General features: G+C 57.4%; 15 protein-coding genes. 7 read left to right on the top strand and 8 right to left on the bottom strand.

What is annotated here, in order from left to right; genetic code table 11:
• Positions 1 to 64: 64 nt before the first annotated feature.
• Positions 65 to 892 carry a 2,5-didehydrogluconate reductase DkgA gene (dkgA, locus tag IMQ56_RS20555; protein ID WP_003862493.1) on the top strand — a complete coding sequence of 276 codons (828 nt, stop codon included), beginning with the start codon at positions 65 to 67 and terminating at the stop codon, positions 890 to 892.
• Positions 893 to 978: 86 nt separating this feature from the next.
• Here dkgA and IMQ56_RS20560 read toward each other — a convergent pair whose 3' ends face one another.
• The 5 genes from IMQ56_RS20560 to IMQ56_RS20580 all read right to left on the bottom strand — a co-directional run bounded on the left by IMQ56_RS20560 (position 979) and on the right by IMQ56_RS20580 (position 8458).
• On the bottom strand, positions 979 to 3153 hold the full coding sequence (locus IMQ56_RS20560) for a YgiQ family radical SAM protein (protein ID WP_017692666.1): 2175 nt from the start codon (positions 3151 to 3153) through the stop codon (positions 979 to 981).
• Between the two features lie 151 nt (positions 3154 to 3304).
• Positions 3305 to 4717 carry a cell division protein FtsP gene (gene ftsP / locus IMQ56_RS20565; RefSeq protein WP_196063893.1) on the bottom strand — a complete coding sequence of 471 codons (1413 nt, stop codon included), beginning with the start codon at positions 4715 to 4717 and terminating at the stop codon, positions 3305 to 3307.
• Positions 4718 to 4778: 61 nt separating this feature from the next.
• Positions 4779 to 5516 carry a 1-acylglycerol-3-phosphate O-acyltransferase gene (gene plsC / locus IMQ56_RS20570; RefSeq protein ID WP_003862497.1) on the bottom strand — a complete coding sequence of 246 codons (738 nt, stop codon included), beginning with the start codon at positions 5514 to 5516 and terminating at the stop codon, positions 4779 to 4781.
• A 163-nt stretch (positions 5517 to 5679) separates the two neighbouring features.
• Positions 5680 to 7938: a DNA topoisomerase IV subunit A gene (gene parC, locus IMQ56_RS20575; RefSeq protein ID WP_196063894.1), complete on the bottom strand. Its 2259-nt coding sequence runs from the start codon at positions 7936 to 7938 to the stop codon at positions 5680 to 5682.
• A 118-nt stretch (positions 7939 to 8056) separates the two neighbouring features.
• Complete coding sequence (locus IMQ56_RS20580) at positions 8057 to 8458, bottom strand: NirD/YgiW/YdeI family stress tolerance protein (RefSeq protein WP_063136555.1); 402 nt, start codon at positions 8456 to 8458, stop codon at positions 8057 to 8059.
• 139 nt (positions 8459 to 8597) lie between these two features.
• On the opposite strand from IMQ56_RS20580, the gene qseB reads away from it, so the two are divergent.
• The 5 genes from qseB to lysM all read left to right on the top strand — a co-directional run bounded on the left by qseB (position 8598) and on the right by lysM (position 12228).
• Entirely contained in the window at positions 8598 to 9257 is a 660-nt protein-coding gene (qseB, locus tag IMQ56_RS20585) for a quorum sensing response regulator transcription factor QseB (RefSeq protein WP_017692662.1), read from the top strand.
• Positions 9254 to 10603 carry a quorum sensing histidine kinase QseC gene (qseC, locus tag IMQ56_RS20590; protein WP_196063895.1) on the top strand — a complete coding sequence of 450 codons (1350 nt, stop codon included), beginning with the start codon at positions 9254 to 9256 and terminating at the stop codon, positions 10601 to 10603. The genes qseB and qseC overlap by 4 nt, the downstream gene beginning before the upstream one ends.
• Before the next feature lie 104 nt (positions 10604 to 10707).
• A complete protein-coding gene (locus IMQ56_RS20595; protein ID WP_015571876.1) occupies positions 10708 to 11289 on the top strand; it encodes an NAD(P)H-dependent oxidoreductase in 582 nt (193 codons plus the stop codon).
• A 30-nt stretch (positions 11290 to 11319) separates the two neighbouring features.
• Complete coding sequence (locus IMQ56_RS20600) at positions 11320 to 11634, top strand: putative quinol monooxygenase (protein ID WP_003862506.1); 315 nt, start codon at positions 11320 to 11322, stop codon at positions 11632 to 11634.
• A gap of 153 nt (positions 11635 to 11787) precedes the next feature.
• On the top strand, positions 11788 to 12228 hold the full coding sequence (lysM, locus tag IMQ56_RS20605) for a peptidoglycan-binding protein LysM (RefSeq protein WP_014885249.1): 441 nt from the start codon (positions 11788 to 11790) through the stop codon (positions 12226 to 12228).
• A 32-nt stretch (positions 12229 to 12260) separates the two neighbouring features.
• Here lysM and IMQ56_RS20610 read toward each other — a convergent pair whose 3' ends face one another.
• The 3 genes from IMQ56_RS20610 to IMQ56_RS20620 are packed head-to-tail and all read right to left on the bottom strand — an operon-like array spanning position 12261 to position 16588.
• On the bottom strand, positions 12261 to 13448 hold the full coding sequence (locus IMQ56_RS20610) for a glycoside hydrolase family 88 protein (protein ID WP_015571879.1): 1188 nt from the start codon (positions 13446 to 13448) through the stop codon (positions 12261 to 12263).
• A gap of 28 nt (positions 13449 to 13476) precedes the next feature.
• Positions 13477 to 14742 (bottom strand): oligosaccharide MFS transporter, encoded by a 1266-nt coding sequence (locus IMQ56_RS20615; RefSeq protein WP_015571880.1) that lies wholly within the window; start codon positions 14740 to 14742, stop codon positions 13477 to 13479.
• 31 nt (positions 14743 to 14773) lie between these two features.
• Positions 14774 to 16588: a DUF2264 domain-containing protein gene (locus IMQ56_RS20620; protein ID WP_196063896.1), complete on the bottom strand. Its 1815-nt coding sequence runs from the start codon at positions 16586 to 16588 to the stop codon at positions 14774 to 14776.
• 166 nt (positions 16589 to 16754) lie between these two features.
• On the opposite strand from IMQ56_RS20620, the gene IMQ56_RS20625 reads away from it, so the two are divergent.
• The gene (locus IMQ56_RS20625) at positions 16755 to 17594 is read left to right on the top strand and encodes an AraC family transcriptional regulator (protein ID WP_196063897.1); all 840 of its coding nucleotides are present in this window, start codon (positions 16755 to 16757) and stop codon (positions 17592 to 17594) included.
• The last annotated feature ends 18 nt before the right edge of the window (positions 17595 to 17612 follow it).

A 17612-nucleotide genomic window follows, 5' to 3' on the forward strand; every position in this document is an offset into this window, starting at 1 on the left:
CAGACTTAATGCACATCACATCGTCGGAGGTTCCCTCCGGCGATGAGCACCTGAAGGAGGAAAAATGGCAAACCAAACCGTAATCAAGCTACAGGACGGCAACGTGATGCCCCAGCTGGGGCTAGGTGTATGGAAAGCCGGTAACGACGAGGTCGTCTCCGCCATTCATAAAGCCCTGGAAGTCGGCTATCGGTCCATCGATACCGCCGCCGCCTATAAAAACGAGGACGGCGTGGGAAAAGCGCTTGCCAGCGCCGGCGTTCCCCGGGATGAGCTTTTCATCACCACCAAGCTGTGGAACGACGATCAAAAGCGTCCCCGCGAAGCGTTGCAGGAGAGTCTGGAGAAACTCCAGCTCGATTTCGTCGATCTTTATCTCATGCACTGGCCGGTACCGGCTATCGACCATTACGTTGATGCCTGGAAAGGGATGATTGAACTGCAAAAAGAGGGGCTGATAAAAAGCATCGGCGTCTGTAATTTCCAGGTTCATCATCTGCAACGCCTGATTGATGAAACGGGCGTCGCGCCGGTGATTAACCAGATTGAGCTGCATCCGCTGATGCAGCAGCGCCAGCTTCATTCATGGAACGCCACGCACAAGATCCAGACCGAATCCTGGAGCCCGTTGGCCCAGGGCGGCGAAGGGGTGTTTGACCAGAAAATCATCCGTGAACTGGCGGATAAGTACGGTAAAACCCCGGCGCAGATCGTCATTCGCTGGCATCTGGATAGCGGTCTGGTGGTGATCCCGAAATCGGTCACGCCATCGCGTATCGCCGAGAACTTCGACGTCTGGGATTTCCGCCTGGATAAAGACGAGCTGGGTGAAATTGCGAAGCTGGATCAGGGCAAACGGCTTGGGCCGGACCCGGATCAGTTTGGCGGGTAATCCCCTCACCCTGCCCTCTCCCCGGAGGGGAGAGGGTTAGACCTGTAGGCCCGGTAAGCGCAGCGCCACCGGGCATTGTTACAGGTTTAACCGGTCTTACGTTTTACGTTCTTCTTCGTTCCCGCAACACCGTTCGAACGCTGATGCGCAATAGGCGTGTGCTTGGTCAGCGCCGGGCGCGTGTTGCGGTTCTGGCGGCGCGCTTCGCGCATCTCTTCCAGCGTTGGCGCTGGCACCAGGCAATCACGACGCGAGCCGATCAGGTGCTTTTTCCCCATCTCTTCCAGCGCCTGACGGATCAGCGGCCAGTTTTTCGGATCGTGATAGCGCAGCAGCGCTTTATGCAGACGGCGCTGTTTATCCCCTTTCGGCACCACCACGTCTTCGCTCTTATAACCAATCTTACTCAGCGGGTTTTTGCCGGTGTAATACATGGTCGTCGAGTTGGCGAGCGGCGACGGGTAGAAGTTCTGCACCTGATCCAGACGGAATCGACGCTGCTTCAGCCACAGCGCCAGATTCACCATGTCTTCATCACGGGTGCCGGGGTGTGCGGAGATGAAGTATGGGATCAGATACTGCTCTTTCCCCGCCTGTTTTGAATAGGTATCAAACAGCTGTTTAAAGCGGTCATAGCTGCCCATGCCTGGCTTCATCATTTTGGACAGCGGGCCTTCTTCGGTGTGCTCCGGGGCGATCTTCAGATAACCGCCAACGTGGTGCGTCGCCAGCTCTTTGATGTAGCGCGGATCTTCCACCGCAATGTCGTAACGCACGCCGGAGGCGATCAGGATCTTCTTGATGCCTTTCAGGTCACGGGCGCGACGGTAAAGATTGATAGTCGGCTCGTGGTTGGTGTCCATATGCTCGCAAATGCTCGGATAGACGCAGGAGAGACGACGGCAGGTCTGCTCGGCGCGCGGCGATTTACAGCGCAGCATGTACATGTTGGCCGTTGGACCACCCAGATCGGAGATCACGCCGGTAAAGCCCGGCACCGTGTCGCGAATCGCTTCGATCTCGTTAACAATCGACTCTTCGGAACGGCTCTGAATAATACGGCCTTCATGTTCGGTGATCGAACAGAATGAGCACCCGCCGAAGCAGCCGCGCATGATGTTGATTGAGAAACGGATCATCTCGTACGCCGGAATACGGCTGTTGCCATATGACGGATGCGGCACACGCTTGTACGGCAGAGCAAAGACGCTGTCCATCTCTTCGGTAGAGAGCGGGATCGCCGGTGGGTTAACCCAGATATAGCGCTCGCCGTGCTTTTGCATCAGAGCGCGCGCGCAGCCGGGGTTGGTTTCATGGTGTAAGATGCGCGACGCGTGGGCGTAAAGTACTTTATCGCTTTTTACTTTTTCGTAAGACGGCAGCAGCACATAGGTTTTTTCCCACGGCTTCGGACGCGGCGGCTGCACCACCACGGCCTTTGCTTCCGCTTTCTTCGGCTCAACCGGTTTGTTATCCGCGCACGGCAGATCGTCACCGTACGGATGTGGGATAGGGTCGATTTTGCCCGGCATATCGATAATGCGGGAATCCACCCCGCTCCAGCCCGGCAGCGCCTCTTTCACCATGATCGCGGTGTTGCGCACGTCGCGGATCTCGCTGACCGGTTCACCCTGCGCCAGGCGATGCGCCACCTCCACCAGCGGACGCTCGCCGTTGCCGAAGATCAGCATGTCGGCTTTCGAATCCACCAGCACCGAACGGCGCACGGTATCAGACCAGTAGTCGTAGTGTGCGGTGCGGCGCAGGCTCGCCTCGATGCCGCCCAGGATCACCGGCACGTCTTTCCATGCTTCTTTGCATCGCTGGGTGTAGACGAGGGTCGCGCGATCGGGACGTTTACCCGCCACGTTGTCAGCCGTGTAAGCGTCGTCATGGCGCAGCTTACGGTCGGCGGTATAGCGGTTGATCATCGAGTCCATGTTGCCCGCGGTCACGCCGAAGAACAGGTTAGGCTTGCCCAGACGCATAAAGTCGTCTTTGCTGTTCCAGTCAGGCTGGGAGATGATCCCCACGCGGAAGCCCTGGGCTTCAAGCATACGGCCACAGATCGCCATGCCAAAGCTCGGGTGATCGACATACGCATCGCCCGTCACCAGAATGATATCGCAGCTGTCCCAGCCCAGTTGATCCATCTCTTCCCGGGACATCGGCAGGAACGGCGCCGGTCCAAAGCAGGCTGCCCAGTACTGGGGCCAGGAGAAGAGGTCGCGATCCGGCTGGATCAGGGAAATAGCGCTCATAATGCTTCCGAAGAAAAAATAGACAAAAGGAGCGGGATTATACGCTGGTTTACCGGGGGAAATGAAGGGGTATTTATTGCCCGGTGACGCTACGCTTACCGGGCCTACGGGCCTGTAGGTCGGGTAAGGCGAAGCCGCCACCCGACTCGTTTTACGGTGCCGGATTCACCAGCATCTGCCCTACCGATCCCCTGTCCATCATCTCCAGCGTCTGGCTGTGGAACAGGAACGGGAAGTGCGGCCAGGAAGGCTGGCCGTAGTAGACGAGCAGTTCGACCTGGCCATCCACCCAGACGGTATCTTTCCAGCCCCTGTCTTCCGGGAACGGCATCGCCCCGTTGACTTTGCGGATCAGGAATGACACCCCTTCAATATGGAACGACTGCGGCATCTCCGAGCGGACGGTCCAGCGCTCCCATGTTCCCTGTTGGGCGGTGATATCAATGCGGTTTACGTCCCACAGCGAACCGTTGATGCCCGGATCGTCGCCAAGGCTGATATCGCGACTGCGTACTGCCGGGCCGGTCACAATCTCCTGCGGCAGCAGGCGCATCGGCAGACTGTCGGTCACCAGCGGCAACAGGCCGGTCGGGCGCAGCGTCAGCACCAGCGTGGAGACCAGCACGCTCGACGGTTCAAAGAAGCCGCGAATACGGTCAACAATGCTTGCCGCTTCGCCGCAGGTCACGGACACTTCATCCCCGTTGGTCATATCCACGAGGATCTCACGACGTTCGCCCGGTGCCAGCGCCAGCTGTTTTACCGATACCGGCGCAGGTAATAACCCCTGATCGCCTGAAATCACGTGCAGCGCGCGGCCGTCGCTCATCTGCAACTGGTAGCGGCGCGAGTTAGAGGCATTCAGCAGACGCAGGCGCACCCAGCCACGAGACACTTCGACATACGGGCTTTGCGCGCCGTTAACCAGCAGCGTATCGCCCACAAAACCACCGCTGCCCGGCTCGCTGTACTCCGGCGTGCCGAAGTTATCCAGCCGCTTGTCCTGAATAATGATCGGGAAATCATCAACGCCGTAGTGATTCGGGATCGGCAGCGTTTTGCTGACCTCATCTTCAATCAGCCACATTCCGGCCAGGCCGTTGTAGACCTGCTGGGCGGTGCGGTTCGGGGTGTTGGCGTGATACCACAATGTCGCCGCGCTCTGACGAATCGGGAGGACGGGCGCCCAGTCGGCATTCGGCGACATCATGCGTGCCGCGCCGCCAATCAGCGGCCCCGGCACCTGCAAACCACTGACGGTCATCGCGACATTTTCCGTCGTACGGTTACTGTAGATGAGCTTAACGTCATCGCCATTCCACACGCGAATGGTCGGCCCGAGGTAGCGTCCGTTAATGCCCCATACCTGCGCGCGCGTTCCCTGGGTAAAGGACCAGTGGCTACGCTGAAGCGTGAGGAATAGCGGCTGCCCGCGACGGGATTCAATCAACGGCGGAATAGGCAGCGGCTGTTGCTGCCCGGCGGCGCTGGCTGTCCGCGGCATCGCACCCGCACAAAGGGCGATACCCGAAGCCTGAATAAACTGACGCCGACTGAGTGACATATAAGCTCCATCTGAAACGACTAACAACGCGGGAATTCGTTTTCCCTTACACGACACCGGGTCAAATCTTACCGGCGGCTTCTCGCTCTGCAACTTCTTTATCGAGCTGCGCAATATGCTGAGCCATCAGCTCGCGGCAGTGCGTGGCCAGCTCGCGCACCTGGTCTTTACCGTATTTTGAGGTATCTACCGGCGGCAGCATTTCGACAATGACCAGTCCGTTATTCAGACGGTTAAGATTAATCTTATTCGATGTATTGGAAACACACACGGGAATAATTGGAACGCCTGCCGCAATTGCAGCATGAAACGCGCCGGTCTTAAACGGCAGCAGGCCGCGACCACGGCTGCGCGTCCCTTCCGGGAACATCCAGATGGAAATCCGGCGCTTTTTAAACTGATCCACCACTTCCGCAATGGTGCCATGCGCTTTGGCGCGGTTGTTACGGTCAATCAGTAAGTTACCGGTGAGCCAGTACAGCTGACCGAAAAACGGGATCCACAGCAGGCTTTTTTTACCCACGGTTACGGTCGGCGGAAGAACAATATTTGAGGCCGTCACCATATCGTAGTTGTTCTGATGGTTAGCGATATAGATGGCGTTACCGAAATTCTCCGCCCCTTCAGGCAGACGCTTTTCAACCTTCAGGCCAAACAGCGGCGCAAGACGACCAAACATGTGGCCAAACGTCGCGACATGCTTTGGGTTACGCGGGCTGAACAGGCAATAAATCGATCCGAAAATACAGACCAGAATGCAATAAATAACGGTAAGAATGAGACGAACAATGTATAGCATAGCGACCTCTGAAGCCCTGACAGCTGACAATTATACTTCACCTGTGGCCAGGTAAGGACTTTATTACGAGCGCGTATTGTTAATCGCAACGCACGAATTAACAACGTTTTTACGGGAAATTTTATGGTAATTCCCCCTCCGGAAAGAGGGGGGATGAAACAGGTTACTCTTCGCTGTCGTCCGCTTTGCTGCGCGCCGGCGAGTCGATCTCCACGCGGTCGATTCGCTGGAGGCCGCGCATCAGTGAGCCGCGACGTCCACGCTCACCCACCACCTTCTGCAACTCTTCCGGACGCAGTTTGATTTTACGCTTGCCGACATGAATGGTCAGCGTGCTCTGCGGCGGCAGCAGGAAGAGATGCGCAAGGCCATCGACGCCTTTTGCCGCTTCCGCTGACGGGATACTGATGATCTTGTTGCCCTTCCCTTTCGACAGCTCCGGCAGATCGCTGACCGGGAACATCAGCATGCGTCCGGCAGCGGTGATCGCCAGCAGCATGTCGCTTTCGTTCTCGATGATCAGCGGCGGCATGACGTGTGCGTTATCCGGCAGGCTAATCAGCGCCTTACCAGCACGGTTACGCGACACCAGATCGTTGAAGGTACAGATAAAGCCGTAGCCCGCATCAGACGCCATCAGCAGTTTTTGATCGTCGGCCTCCATCAGCATATGGTCCACCGTGGCGCCCGGCGGCAGCGTCAGCTTGCCAGTTAGCGGTTCGCCCTGGCCGCGCGCAGACGGCAGCGTGATCGGGTCGATGGCGTAGCTGCGGCCCGTGGAGTCGATGAACGCCACCGGCTGGTTACTCTTGCCCTTCACCGCCGCCTTGAAGCTGTCACCAGATTTGTAGCTCAGACCCGGCGCGTCGATATCGTGGCCTTTAGCGCTACGTACCCAGCCGCTCTGGGAAAGCACGATGGTCACCGGCTCGGAAGGCAGCATGTCGTGCTCGTTCATCGCCTTCGCCTCTTCGCGCTCGTGCAGCGGAGAACGACGGTCGTCGCCAAAGGCGTCGGCATCGGCCTGCAACTCTTTCTTCAGCAGGGTGTTCATCTTGCGCTCGGATGCCAGAATCGCCTGAAGCTGATCGCGCTCTTTTTCCAGCTCGTTCTGCTCGCCGCGGATCTTCATCTCTTCCAGTCTGGCGAGATGGCGCAATTTCAGTTCGAGGATCGCTTCGGCCTGGGTTTCGCTGATGCCAAAGCGCGACATCAGGGCAGGCTTAGGTTCGTCCTCGGTACGAATGATCTCGATCACTTCGTCAATGTTGATGAACGCCACCAGCAAACCTTCGAGGATATGCAGGCGCTTAAGCACTTTTTCCAGACGATGGTTCAGACGACGGCGCACCGTATCGCGGCGGAAGGCCAGCCATTCGGTGAGGATCTCCAGCAGGTTTTTCACCGCCGGACGACCGTCCAGACCAATCATGTTCAGGTTGATGCGGTAGCTTTTTTCCAGATCGGTAGTGGCGAACAGGTGGTTCATCACCTGCTCCATGTCCACGCGGTTAGAGCGCGGCACGATCACCAGACGGGTCGGGTTTTCGTGGTCCGATTCGTCGCGCAGGTCGTCCACCATCGGCAGCTTTTTATTGCGCATCTGGGAGGCGATCTGCTCCAGCACCTTCGCACCGGACACCTGGTGCGGCAGCGCGGTGATCACCACGGCCCCGTCTTCTTTGGTCCACACCGCGCGCATGCGCACGGAGCCGCGACCGTTCTGGTAGATTTTGCGGATTTCCGCGCGCGAGGTGATGATCTCGGCTTCGGTCGGATAGTCCGGCCCCTGCACAATATCCAGCAGATCGTCCAGCGAGGTTTTCGGCTGCTCAATCAGGGTGATGGCGGCTTTTGCCACTTCACGCAGGTTGTGCGGCGGAATGTCCGTCGCCATGCCCACGGCGATACCGGTCGTGCCGTTCAGCAGGATGTTCGGCAGACGCGCAGGCAGCATCTTCGGCTCCTGCATCGTACCGTCGAAGTTTGGCACCCAGTCGACCGTCCCCTGCCCCAGCTCGCCCAACAGCACTTCGGCATATTTAGACAGGCGGGATTCGGTATAACGCATTGCCGCGAAGGATTTCGGATCGTCCGGTGCCCCCCAGTTCCCCTGGCCATCCACCAGCGGATAGCGATAAGAGAACGGCTGGGCCATCAGCACCATCGCTTCATAGCAGGCGCTGTCGCCGTGCGGATGGTATTTACCCAGCACGTCGCCGACGGTACGGGCGGATTTCTTAAACTTGGCGGTAGCATTCAGCCCCAGTTCGGACATCGCATAGACGATGCGGCGCTGAACGGGCTTCAGGCCATCCCCGATAAACGGCAACGCCCTGTCCATGATGACGTACATGGAGTAGTTCAGGTAGGCGTTTTCCGTGAATTCATGTAGCGCGAGGCGCTCTGCCATATCGCTCATTACGTGTGATTCCTCAACTCAGAAACCGATGGGTTTCAGGCAATATTGCCGCAGATACTACCTCATCTGGCGAGTTGAGTCACAAAGAAAAAGGGCCGCATAAGCGGCCCTTTCCGGGTTATTTGTTCAGCTTGATAACCTGCTTCACGTCGATTTCAAACTCGTTCCAGTCTTTATCGATTTTACCCTGGAGTTCGACTTTATCCTGGGGCGTCACCGTCACGCCGTTCCAGCGCTTGTGGTCGATCTCCACCACCACCGTGCCGCTCTCATCGCGGAAGGTGTAACGGTCATCGGACAGGCGCTCGGTAATGTTCCCGCGCAGCTTCACCCAGACATCGTCCTTCAGGTCTTTCACTTTAGCCGCGGTGGTGAGGTTGGCGTTGTTATCGACAAAGCCACCCTGCTGGGTTTGCGTCTGGTTCTGTGTCACAGATGGGCCAGAGAAGCCACCCTGTGCAGCAAAGACAGGGGCCGTGGTCATCATCATGATGGCAGCAATTGCAGCGAATTTTTTCATCTTTATCTCTCCCTTTAATGTCGTTTCACAATCCATTAAACAGGGTAAACCTTAACAACTTCTTAAGGGGAAAATTTATTTATTTTTACTGTACAGCAGGCGCTTGCAGAAGGTTTACTGACGGCATCAAGGAGGAAATATGCGCATTTTACTGGTAGAAGACGACAGGCTCATCGGCGACGGCATCAAAGCGGGCTTAAGCAAAATGGGCTTTAACGTGGACTGGTTTACCGACGGTAAAACCGGGCAGGCGGCCCTGTACACCGCGCCGTATGATGCCGTGGTGCTGGACCTGACGCTGCCAGAAATCGACGGGCTTGAGATCCTGCGCGCCTGGCGCGAAAGCGGTAAGAGCGAACCGGTGCTGATCCTGACCGCGCGGGATGCGCTGAATCAGCGCGTCGAAGGGTTACGCCTGGGGGCGGATGATTACCTGTGTAAGCCGTTCGCGCTGATTGAAGTGGCGGCCCGCCTTGAAGCGCTGGTGCGCCGCAGTCACGGGCAGGCGCGCAGCGAGCTGCGTCACGGCAAGGTCACGCTCGATCCGGCAAGCCTTGTCGCCACGCTGGAGGGCGAAACGCTGGTGCTCAAACCCAAAGAGTTCGCCCTGCTGGAGCTGCTGATGCGCAACGCGGGCCGCGTGCTGCCGCGCAAGACCATCGAGGAGAAACTCTACAACTGGGATGATGACGTCTCCAGCAACGCCGTCGAAGTCCACGTTCATCATTTACGCCGCAAGCTCGGCAGCGAATTTATCCGCACCGTGCACGGCATCGGTTATACCCTGGGTGACGCATGAAACTGACCCAACGCCTGAGCCTGAAGCTGCGCCTGACGCTCCTCTTTTTGTTGCTGTCCCTGGCGGCCTGGTTTGCCGCAAGCGTGGTGGCCTGGCACCAGACGACCGACAAGCTCGATAAGCTGTTCGATACCCAGCAGATGCTGTTTGCCAAACGGCTGCTGACGATGGACGTGGACGAACTCCGCGCCCCGGAACGCATGCGCGAGGTACCGAAAAAAGCCAAACACGGCCATCTGGACGACGATGCGCTGGCCTTCGCAATCTTCACCGCCGACGGCAGCATGGTGCTTAACGACGGCGAAAACGGGCGCGACATACCTTACCTCTACCGCCGGGACGGGTTTGATGACGGTCGGTTGCAGGATGACAACGACGAATGGCGTTTCCTGTGGCTGACTTCTCCGGACGGGAAATACCGCGTGGTGGTTGGCCAGGAGTGGGAGTACCGACAGGATATGGCGCTGGACGTGGTCAGCTCGCAGCTGACGCCGTGGCTGGTGGCGCTGCCCGTAATGCTACTGTTGCTGATTGTTCTGCTGAGCCGGGAACTGAAACCGCTGAAAAAACTGGCGCAGACCCTGCGCTCGCGCTCGCCGGATGCGACCGATACGCTGCCCACCCACGGCGTGCCGACGGAGGTTCGCCCGCTGCTTGATGCGCTTAACCATCTTTTCGCCCGTACGCAGGAGATGATGGCCCGCGAGCGCCGCTTCACCTCGGATGCCGCCCATGAGTTGCGCAGCCCGCTGGCCGCGCTGAAGGTGCAAACCGACGTGGCGCAGCTTTCCCTTGACGATCCCGGGGCGCAGTCTAAAGCGCTGGGGCAGCTGCATGCGGGCATCGACCGCGCCTCCCGGCTGGTGGACCAGCTTCTCACCCTGTCGCGCCTGGATTCACTGGATAATCTTGATGACGTCGAACCCGTGATGATGGCCGATTTGCTGCAATCCGCGGTGCTGGATATCTGGCATCCGGCGCAGCAGGCGGGCATTGATATTCGGCTCAACGTCAACGCGCCCGAGGTGATGCGTCACGGACAGCCGCTACTGCTGAGCCTTCTGGCGCGTAACCTGCTGGACAACGCCGTTCGTTACAGCCCGCGCGGCAGCGTGGTGGACGTGACGCTGCATACCCAAAGCTTTACCGTGCGCGACAACGGCCCGGGCATTTCTTCCGATGCGCTGGCGCGTCTCGGCGAGCGCTTTTATCGTCCACCGGGCCAGGACGCCACCGGCAGCGGTCTGGGGTTGTCTATCGTCAAGCGTATCGCGACGTTACATGGGATGAGCGTCTCGCTGGGCAATGCGCCGGAAGGGGGCTTTGAGGTGACCGTCAGCTGGTAGCCATTATTGCGCTGAGCGCAAAAGACTTTGCACATTTTGCTTATTTTTCCGCTCCGTCCTCGCGCGTAGAATACCCGGCATACTCTCAGCATCGAGGACAAATAATGAGCAATATTCTGATTATCAACGGCGCGAAAGAATTTGCGCACTCTAAAGGCCAGCTCAATGACACCCTGACCGAGGTCGCGGATGGTTTCCTGCGCGACGCCGGACATGATGTTAAGGTCGTGCGCGCGGACAGCGATTACGACGTGAAGGCCGAAGTGCAGAACTTCCTGTGGGCCGACGTGGTTATCTGGCAGATGCCGGGCTGGTGGATGGGCGCACCGTGGACCGTGAAAAAATACATGGACGATGTGTTTACCGAAGGTCACGGTTCGCTGTATGCCAGCGACGGCCGCACCCGCTCAGACGCGTCTAAAAAATACGGTTCCGGCGGCCTGATTCAGGGCAAGAAATACATGCTCTCCCTGACCTGGAATGCCCCGCTAGAAGCGTTCACTGAGCAAGATCAGTTCTTCGAAGGCGTGGGCGTAGACGGCGCGTATCTGCCGTTCCACAAGGCGAATCAGTTCCTGGGTATGGAGCCGCTGCCGACCTTTATCGTCAACGACGTGATTAAAATGCCGGACGTCCCGCGCTATATCGCAGAATATCGCAAGCATCTCGCGGAAATTTTTGCTTAACTGGTAGCCTGGAATTAGAAGGAGTTAATTATGCTTACCGTTATTGCTGAAATCCGTACGCGTCCTGGCCAACATCACCGCCAGGCGGTACTGGATGAGTTCGCGAAGATCATCCCGACCGTACTGAAAGAAGAAGGCTGCCACGGCTACGCGCCGATGGTGGACGCCGCCACCAGCGCAAGCTTTCAGGCGACCGCGCCAGACTCAATCATCATGGTTGAGCAGTGGGAAACCGTCGCGCACCTTGAAGCGCATTTGCAGACCGCGCATATGAAAGCGTGGAGCGACGCGGTGAAAGGGGACGTTCTGGAAACCCACATCCGTATTCTGGAGCAAGGGGTTTAAGTTCCGTGAAATTTGCCGGGTGGCACTGCGTTTACCCGGCCTACAAAACCTGACTCGTAGGCCCGGTAAGCGCTAGCGCCACCGGGCTTTTTGTATCATCTTAATACTCAACTGCTATGCTTATTCTGACTTCATTGTTAACAGGAGGATGGAATGGGACTTTTTAACTTCGTAAAAGAAGCAGGCGAAAAGCTGTGGGATAACCTGACCGATCATAAAGGTCAGGGCGACAAAATCACCGAGCACCTCAAGAAACTCAACATTCCCGGTTCCGATAAGGTTCAGGTTAACGTCACTGACGGCAAGGCCAGCGTGACGGGCGACGGGCTGACGCAGGAGCAGAAAGAAAAAATCCAGGTCGCCGTCGGCAACATCGCGGGCGTCAGCGAAGTGGAGAACAATATCACCGCAACAGATGCCAAAGATGAAGCCACCTACTATACGGTGAAATCCGGCGATACCCTGAGCGCAATCTCTAAAACCGTGTACGGCGATGCCAACCAGTACAATAAGATTTTTGAGGCTAACCGCCCAATGCTCTCCAGCCCGGATAAGATCTATCCCGGTCAGACGCTGCGTATTCCGAAAGCGTGATCGATAAGTCGGGGGTTACCCCCCGACTGTTTTTACCAGTACAGTTTCCAGCTCTGCGTAAAACGCACCAGTGCCTCAACGTAGAAGTAATCGCCCCAGCTCGCGCACTCATCCACGCCTTTATTGCTCGCCAGGTGATACACCGAGTGCTTAAGCAGCCCGTTGCCCTTCTCTTCTTTGCCCATCAGATAGTGCTTTGTCAGCGAGGACATAATCCCTTTCGCCCATTCGAGGTAACGTTCGCGATCCGGATCTGTGACCGGCAGATGTTTCACCAGCTCCAGCAGTCCACACACCGCAATTGCCGCCGAGGAAGAATCACGCAGTGCGTCGGTGCCCACCAGCGCCAGATCCCAGTGGCAGACGTAGTCTTCCGGCAGGCGATTGAGGAAGTAGTTCGCCAGCCGTTTTGACAGGGCGATCATCGTTTCGTCGCCGGTATAGATATAGCTCAGCAGGAAACCGTAAATGCCCCAAGCCTGCCCGCGCGACCAGCAGGAGTCGTCGGCGTAGCCCTGCTGGGTGTTGCCGTAGCGCGGTGCGCCGGTTGCCACATCCATATAGTAGGTGTGGAAGGTGGAGGCATCGTCACGAATGAGGTATGTCGCGGCCTGCATGACGTGCGCTTTTGCGGCGTCGGCAAAGCGCGGATCGCCCGTCTGCTCCGTTGCCCAGTAGAGCAGCGGCAGGTTCATGTTGCAGTCGATGATCATCCGCCCGGCCTGCTCCGGATCGGAGAGATCGCCCCACGCCTGGATGATTTTCGCCTTCTCGTGGAAGCGTTCCAGCAGGGCTTCCGCCGCCAGCAGCGAGAAGCCGCGCGCCTCGCGGCTTCCGGTCAGCCGCCACGCGGCTACGCAGGAGAGCGTGTAGAGGAAGCCTAAATCGTGGGTGTTGGTGTCGTTGCGCCCGGCGATGCGCAGGCCAAACGAGCGCACGTGTTTTTCCGCCATCGCGCGGAATTTTTCCTCGCCGCTCATCTCCCATGCCAGCCACAGCTGCCCGGTCCAGAAGCTGGTGGTCCACTCCACGTTGTCAGTCAGCGGATAAAAACCGTTCTGGCAGGTTTCCGCCGGGAATTTGTCGCCGAACTCCGTTAAATGACGGCTAATCAGGTCGAGAACGTGGCTGCGCGCCGAATTCAGTTCATCGCTGAATGCGCGGGAGTCAACGGGCGCAGCGATAACAGGCAGACGTTCTTCTTTGATACGACTTAACATATTTCGGTTCCTTCTTTGACGGCGTAATTTATCGTGTTGACGTTTCTGCTACGTTCAGCGCACGAGCCCCGCGCCATTTGCTCTGACAGGCGGATAACGTAAAAGCAGAAATAAGGGTAAAGGTCAGCGCCGTTGCGCCCATGATGATATAGGTGTGCTCAAAGCCAATACGGTCATACATATAGCCGGCAGGGGAAGAGACCACCACGTTGCCAACGTAGAGCATCGCCTGATAGCCGAGTAAATACATGGTGGCATTGACGCGCTTGTCGAAATGCTCGGCGATATATTTAAATACCGACACCAGCAGGAGACAAATTTCCAGACCGTACAGCGGCTTAAGCACTGAAATTAACAGGTGTGAATCACACATGCCGGAAATAATTAGACGCGCCCCAACCACCAGCCCGACAATTAACAGCCCGCGTTTGGCGCCAATAAAGTTCACAAACAGCGGGACCACCATATACATGACAAATTCCATGCCCGACTGTACGGTCCCGAGATAGCCGAATACGGCGTTGCCCTCATGAATATCATCGAAGAAGGTGACGAAATAGCGCGAGAATTGCTGCTCGGCGATAAACATCATCCATGCCACGCCCGCCACGTACAGGCAGAAGGCCCAGAATTTGCGGTTACGCAGCAGGGCGTAAACGTCGGACGGGGCAATTTTCTCTTTCGTCAGCACCTCGCCTGCGTGAGCGGAGTTAGTGTTCACTTTCAGGCTCAGCAGGACAATCAGCATCACCACCGACGCCACGCTGCCGAGAATAAAGTTATACGCCGGTGAGAGGTTGAACAGCAGGCCGGAGAAAGATGACGCCACCGCCCAGCCGAGCGATCCCCACATACGGATCTGCCCGAACTCCATGCCATTCAAACGGCTAAAGCGGTCGGAATAGGATTCACACGCCGCCACGCCCGCGTACCAGGCAAAGCTTAAATAGAGCGCGCCGATAATAATCCCCAGCAGGGTATTAGACATTAACAGCGGCTGGTAAACATAAATAAAGAATGGCGCCATCAGGGCCGACATGATCACCACAAAATAGAGCAGATATTTGCTCATGCCGATCTTATCGAGAATATAGCCGTAGATCGGCTTGAGAATAACGGAGAATATCCCGTTCACCGCAAAGACGGTTCCAATCACCGATCCGCTCAGGTTGGCTTTCTGACCGAGCCAGATTGCCAGCAGACCAATACTGGCAGACCAGGTAAAGAAATAGAGAAAGATAAAGCTGCTGATTTTGTAATATTCAGTTCTGTTGGTTGTCGATGTGCTTTTCATATCATCCTCGCCGGGGTGTAGGGCCAGATTTTTATAATGTGAACGACAGCTTACGTTCGCTTCCGGGTTCGCTAATCACGACCTGGTTATGGGTTATATTCAGCTGCGGCGTCGCCGCAGCGGGCTGTTTTCCGCCAGCCAGAACGGCGCAACAGAGCCAGCTTTCCCCTTGCGGGAGGTCAGCTTTTAACAGCGGAATGGAGGCACACTCCGCAAACATAATGCTGCTGTTCGGCGGCGTGACGATGCTGTCTGGCTGGCGATGAATGATCGGCGAAAGATCGACAATGACGCTGCTGCCGTTTTCAGCCAACAGATAACAACCGCGTTCGCGCACCTGGTGGGCGGTTTTCATCACCGCAAAGCCGCCCTCGACGGTTTGCAGAGTGCGCGCGCTGTTGATACGGTGCAGGCGCAGGTGCCACTCCCCGAACGGGATCTGCCAGGTCGCAATCTGCACGTCGCGCCACGGCGACCAGCGCGAGAAAATGTAATTTTCATCCACCCGAACCTCTTCGCACTCGCGACGACCGCGGAAATAGTCATCTCCGTCCGCCAGCAGCAGCATGGAATCGCAGGCGGCATGCTTCAGGCCAAAACGCCCGCGCTCAAGGGTGAATCCGAAGCGGCTGGAGTAGGCAAATTTGGTGTATTTCGCTTCGGTGTTGACGTAGTTGTTCAGCTCCAGCTGACCGGCGGTGAGCATGACGACGTGCTGCGAATCTTTCGAATGCATCAGGATCTGCTGCGCATGCGGAATCACATGTTTTCCAGCAAGCGCGGGCAGCGGTTGTTCTTCCGCCTGCCAGAACGGGTGTGCTTCCGGCAGCGCCAGGATCAGATAGGTTTTCAGCGCCCAGTACGGTGAACCGGGGGAGTTGTAATCCTCGCACATCGCCAGGTTCGGATACGCAAAGCCGAGGGTGAGAATACCGTCGCGATCGACAATCGACTGCTGCTGCCACCAGCGCAGATGCCGCAGCACAATGCCCTTCACGATGCCCGGGGTGAAGACGTCCAGTTGAGAAAAGGCCACCGCGCTCCAGAAGGCAACCATGGCAAAGCGGTAGGTCAGGCTGCGGCCAAACGGCACCGAGGCGCCATCGGCGGCGGACCAGTAGATAAAGTCTTCCGCGAACAGACGCGAGCGCTCGCGCAGCACCTTCGCCCTCGCCTCGTCGTCACTCAGCGTGGCGTAAATCAGGCCGTAGAAATGGAAAGCCATGGAGATGTAGTAATCTTTCGGGCGGCCGGGACCGTCGGAATACCAGCCGTCGCCGAGGTAGTAGGCGTCCATCAGCGCAAAGCGGTGGTCAATGGCGGCCCGATCGTACGGCAGGCCGGCGCGCTTAAAGCCGAGCTGGACCATAATGGCAAAATAGTTCCAGTTGCTGTCCGGCATCTGCGCGTCGGTGATTTGGTTGAGCCACGCGTGCAGGTTCATCACCTCGCGCCCGGTAAAGTGCGCGGTGAGTTTATCCCCCAGCAGAGCGAGCCCCAGACCGTAGGCCGCCATCTCCACCAGACGCTGATCGTACGGGCCGGTTTCACCCCAGTAGCCGCTGCTTTGCGGGTCGGTACCAAGCTTAATGGCAGTAAGGTACTTCTCGCTGAACGGCGTGCTTTCGCCGGACGCCATCAGCGGAAACAGACCCCAGAGCGCGCGAGAAAGTCCCTCCATCTGCGCAATATCCGCTGTGTAATGGGCGCAGGTGTCGCCCAGCGGGAATCGTGAAAGGTTCGCCGGAAATTGCGTGTCCAGCGCCTGTAAAAGTGCATACAACGACGCCACTACCTCCTGGCGTGAAGACAACGGATTTGATTTTTCTTTGTTTGCCGCCCACATCGGTTCGCCCTCGTAATCAACTGCGGCAAAGCATAGTGAATCCGCAAGGGGCAGAAATGTTAGCCATGTCACAGGCATGAACGATGAATAAACCTCCAGTTGAGAAAATTTAAAAAGGTGGTTTATAAAGACGATCAGACGGGAAAAAGTTGAGTTTTATTGCACTATGCGCGACACGCCGACATCCGACCTTCTGGAACTGATCGCCCTGAACGATACCGTGGCCTCGTTCAGCCGCCTGTTTGCCAATACGGTGCGCTACCATCACTGGCATCAGTGTCTGGAGATCCTCTATGTGGAAGAGGGCTTTGGCGTGGCGATTGTCGATAATCGTCACTACACCATGCGCCCCGGACGACTGTTTTTCTTCCCGCCTTTTACGCTGCATAAGGTCATGGTGGACGAACAGGCGGAGGCAATTTACCGCCGCACCATTATTCATCTCGACCAGCACGCGGTGCTGAAGATCCTGCGGGATTTTCCCCAGACCCGGCAGCGCCTGGAGCGGCTGTCACGCCGTGGCGGCGAAGCGTGGGTCGCCGATTTAGCCCACTGTCACCACCATATCGACCATCTCTTTAGCTGCTATAAACCGCCGATGAACGGCGAGAGCATCGCCAGCCTGCTGATCGGCCTGTTCGCGATGCTGCCCGACGATCGCGACGGCGAACCGGGCAACAGCCAGGGGATCGCCAGCCAGGTCATGTTCTGGCTCGACGAGCATTATCAGGAGAAATTTCGTCTGGATGCGCTGGCCGCAGAGCTGGGTAAATCGCGCAGTTACGTATCGCGAAAATTCCATGCGGAAACGGGCGAAAAAATTCACGACTACCTGAACACGCTAAGGTTGCGTAAGGCGTGCGAGTGTTTACTCCACACGGATTCGAGCGTGCGAGACATTGCCGCACAGGCGGGATTTTCCGACGTGACGTGGTTTATCAGCGCGTTTAAAAAGGGGATTGGCGAGACGCCGTTGCAGTACAGGAAGAACCATCGTGCGGTTTGACGCCCTCACCCCAGCCCT

It is taken from the genome of Enterobacter sp. Res13-Sevr-PEC09-46, from assembly GCF_015672585.1.
Taxonomy (GTDB): Bacteria; Pseudomonadota; Gammaproteobacteria; order Enterobacterales; family Enterobacteriaceae; genus Enterobacter; species Enterobacter hormaechei_C.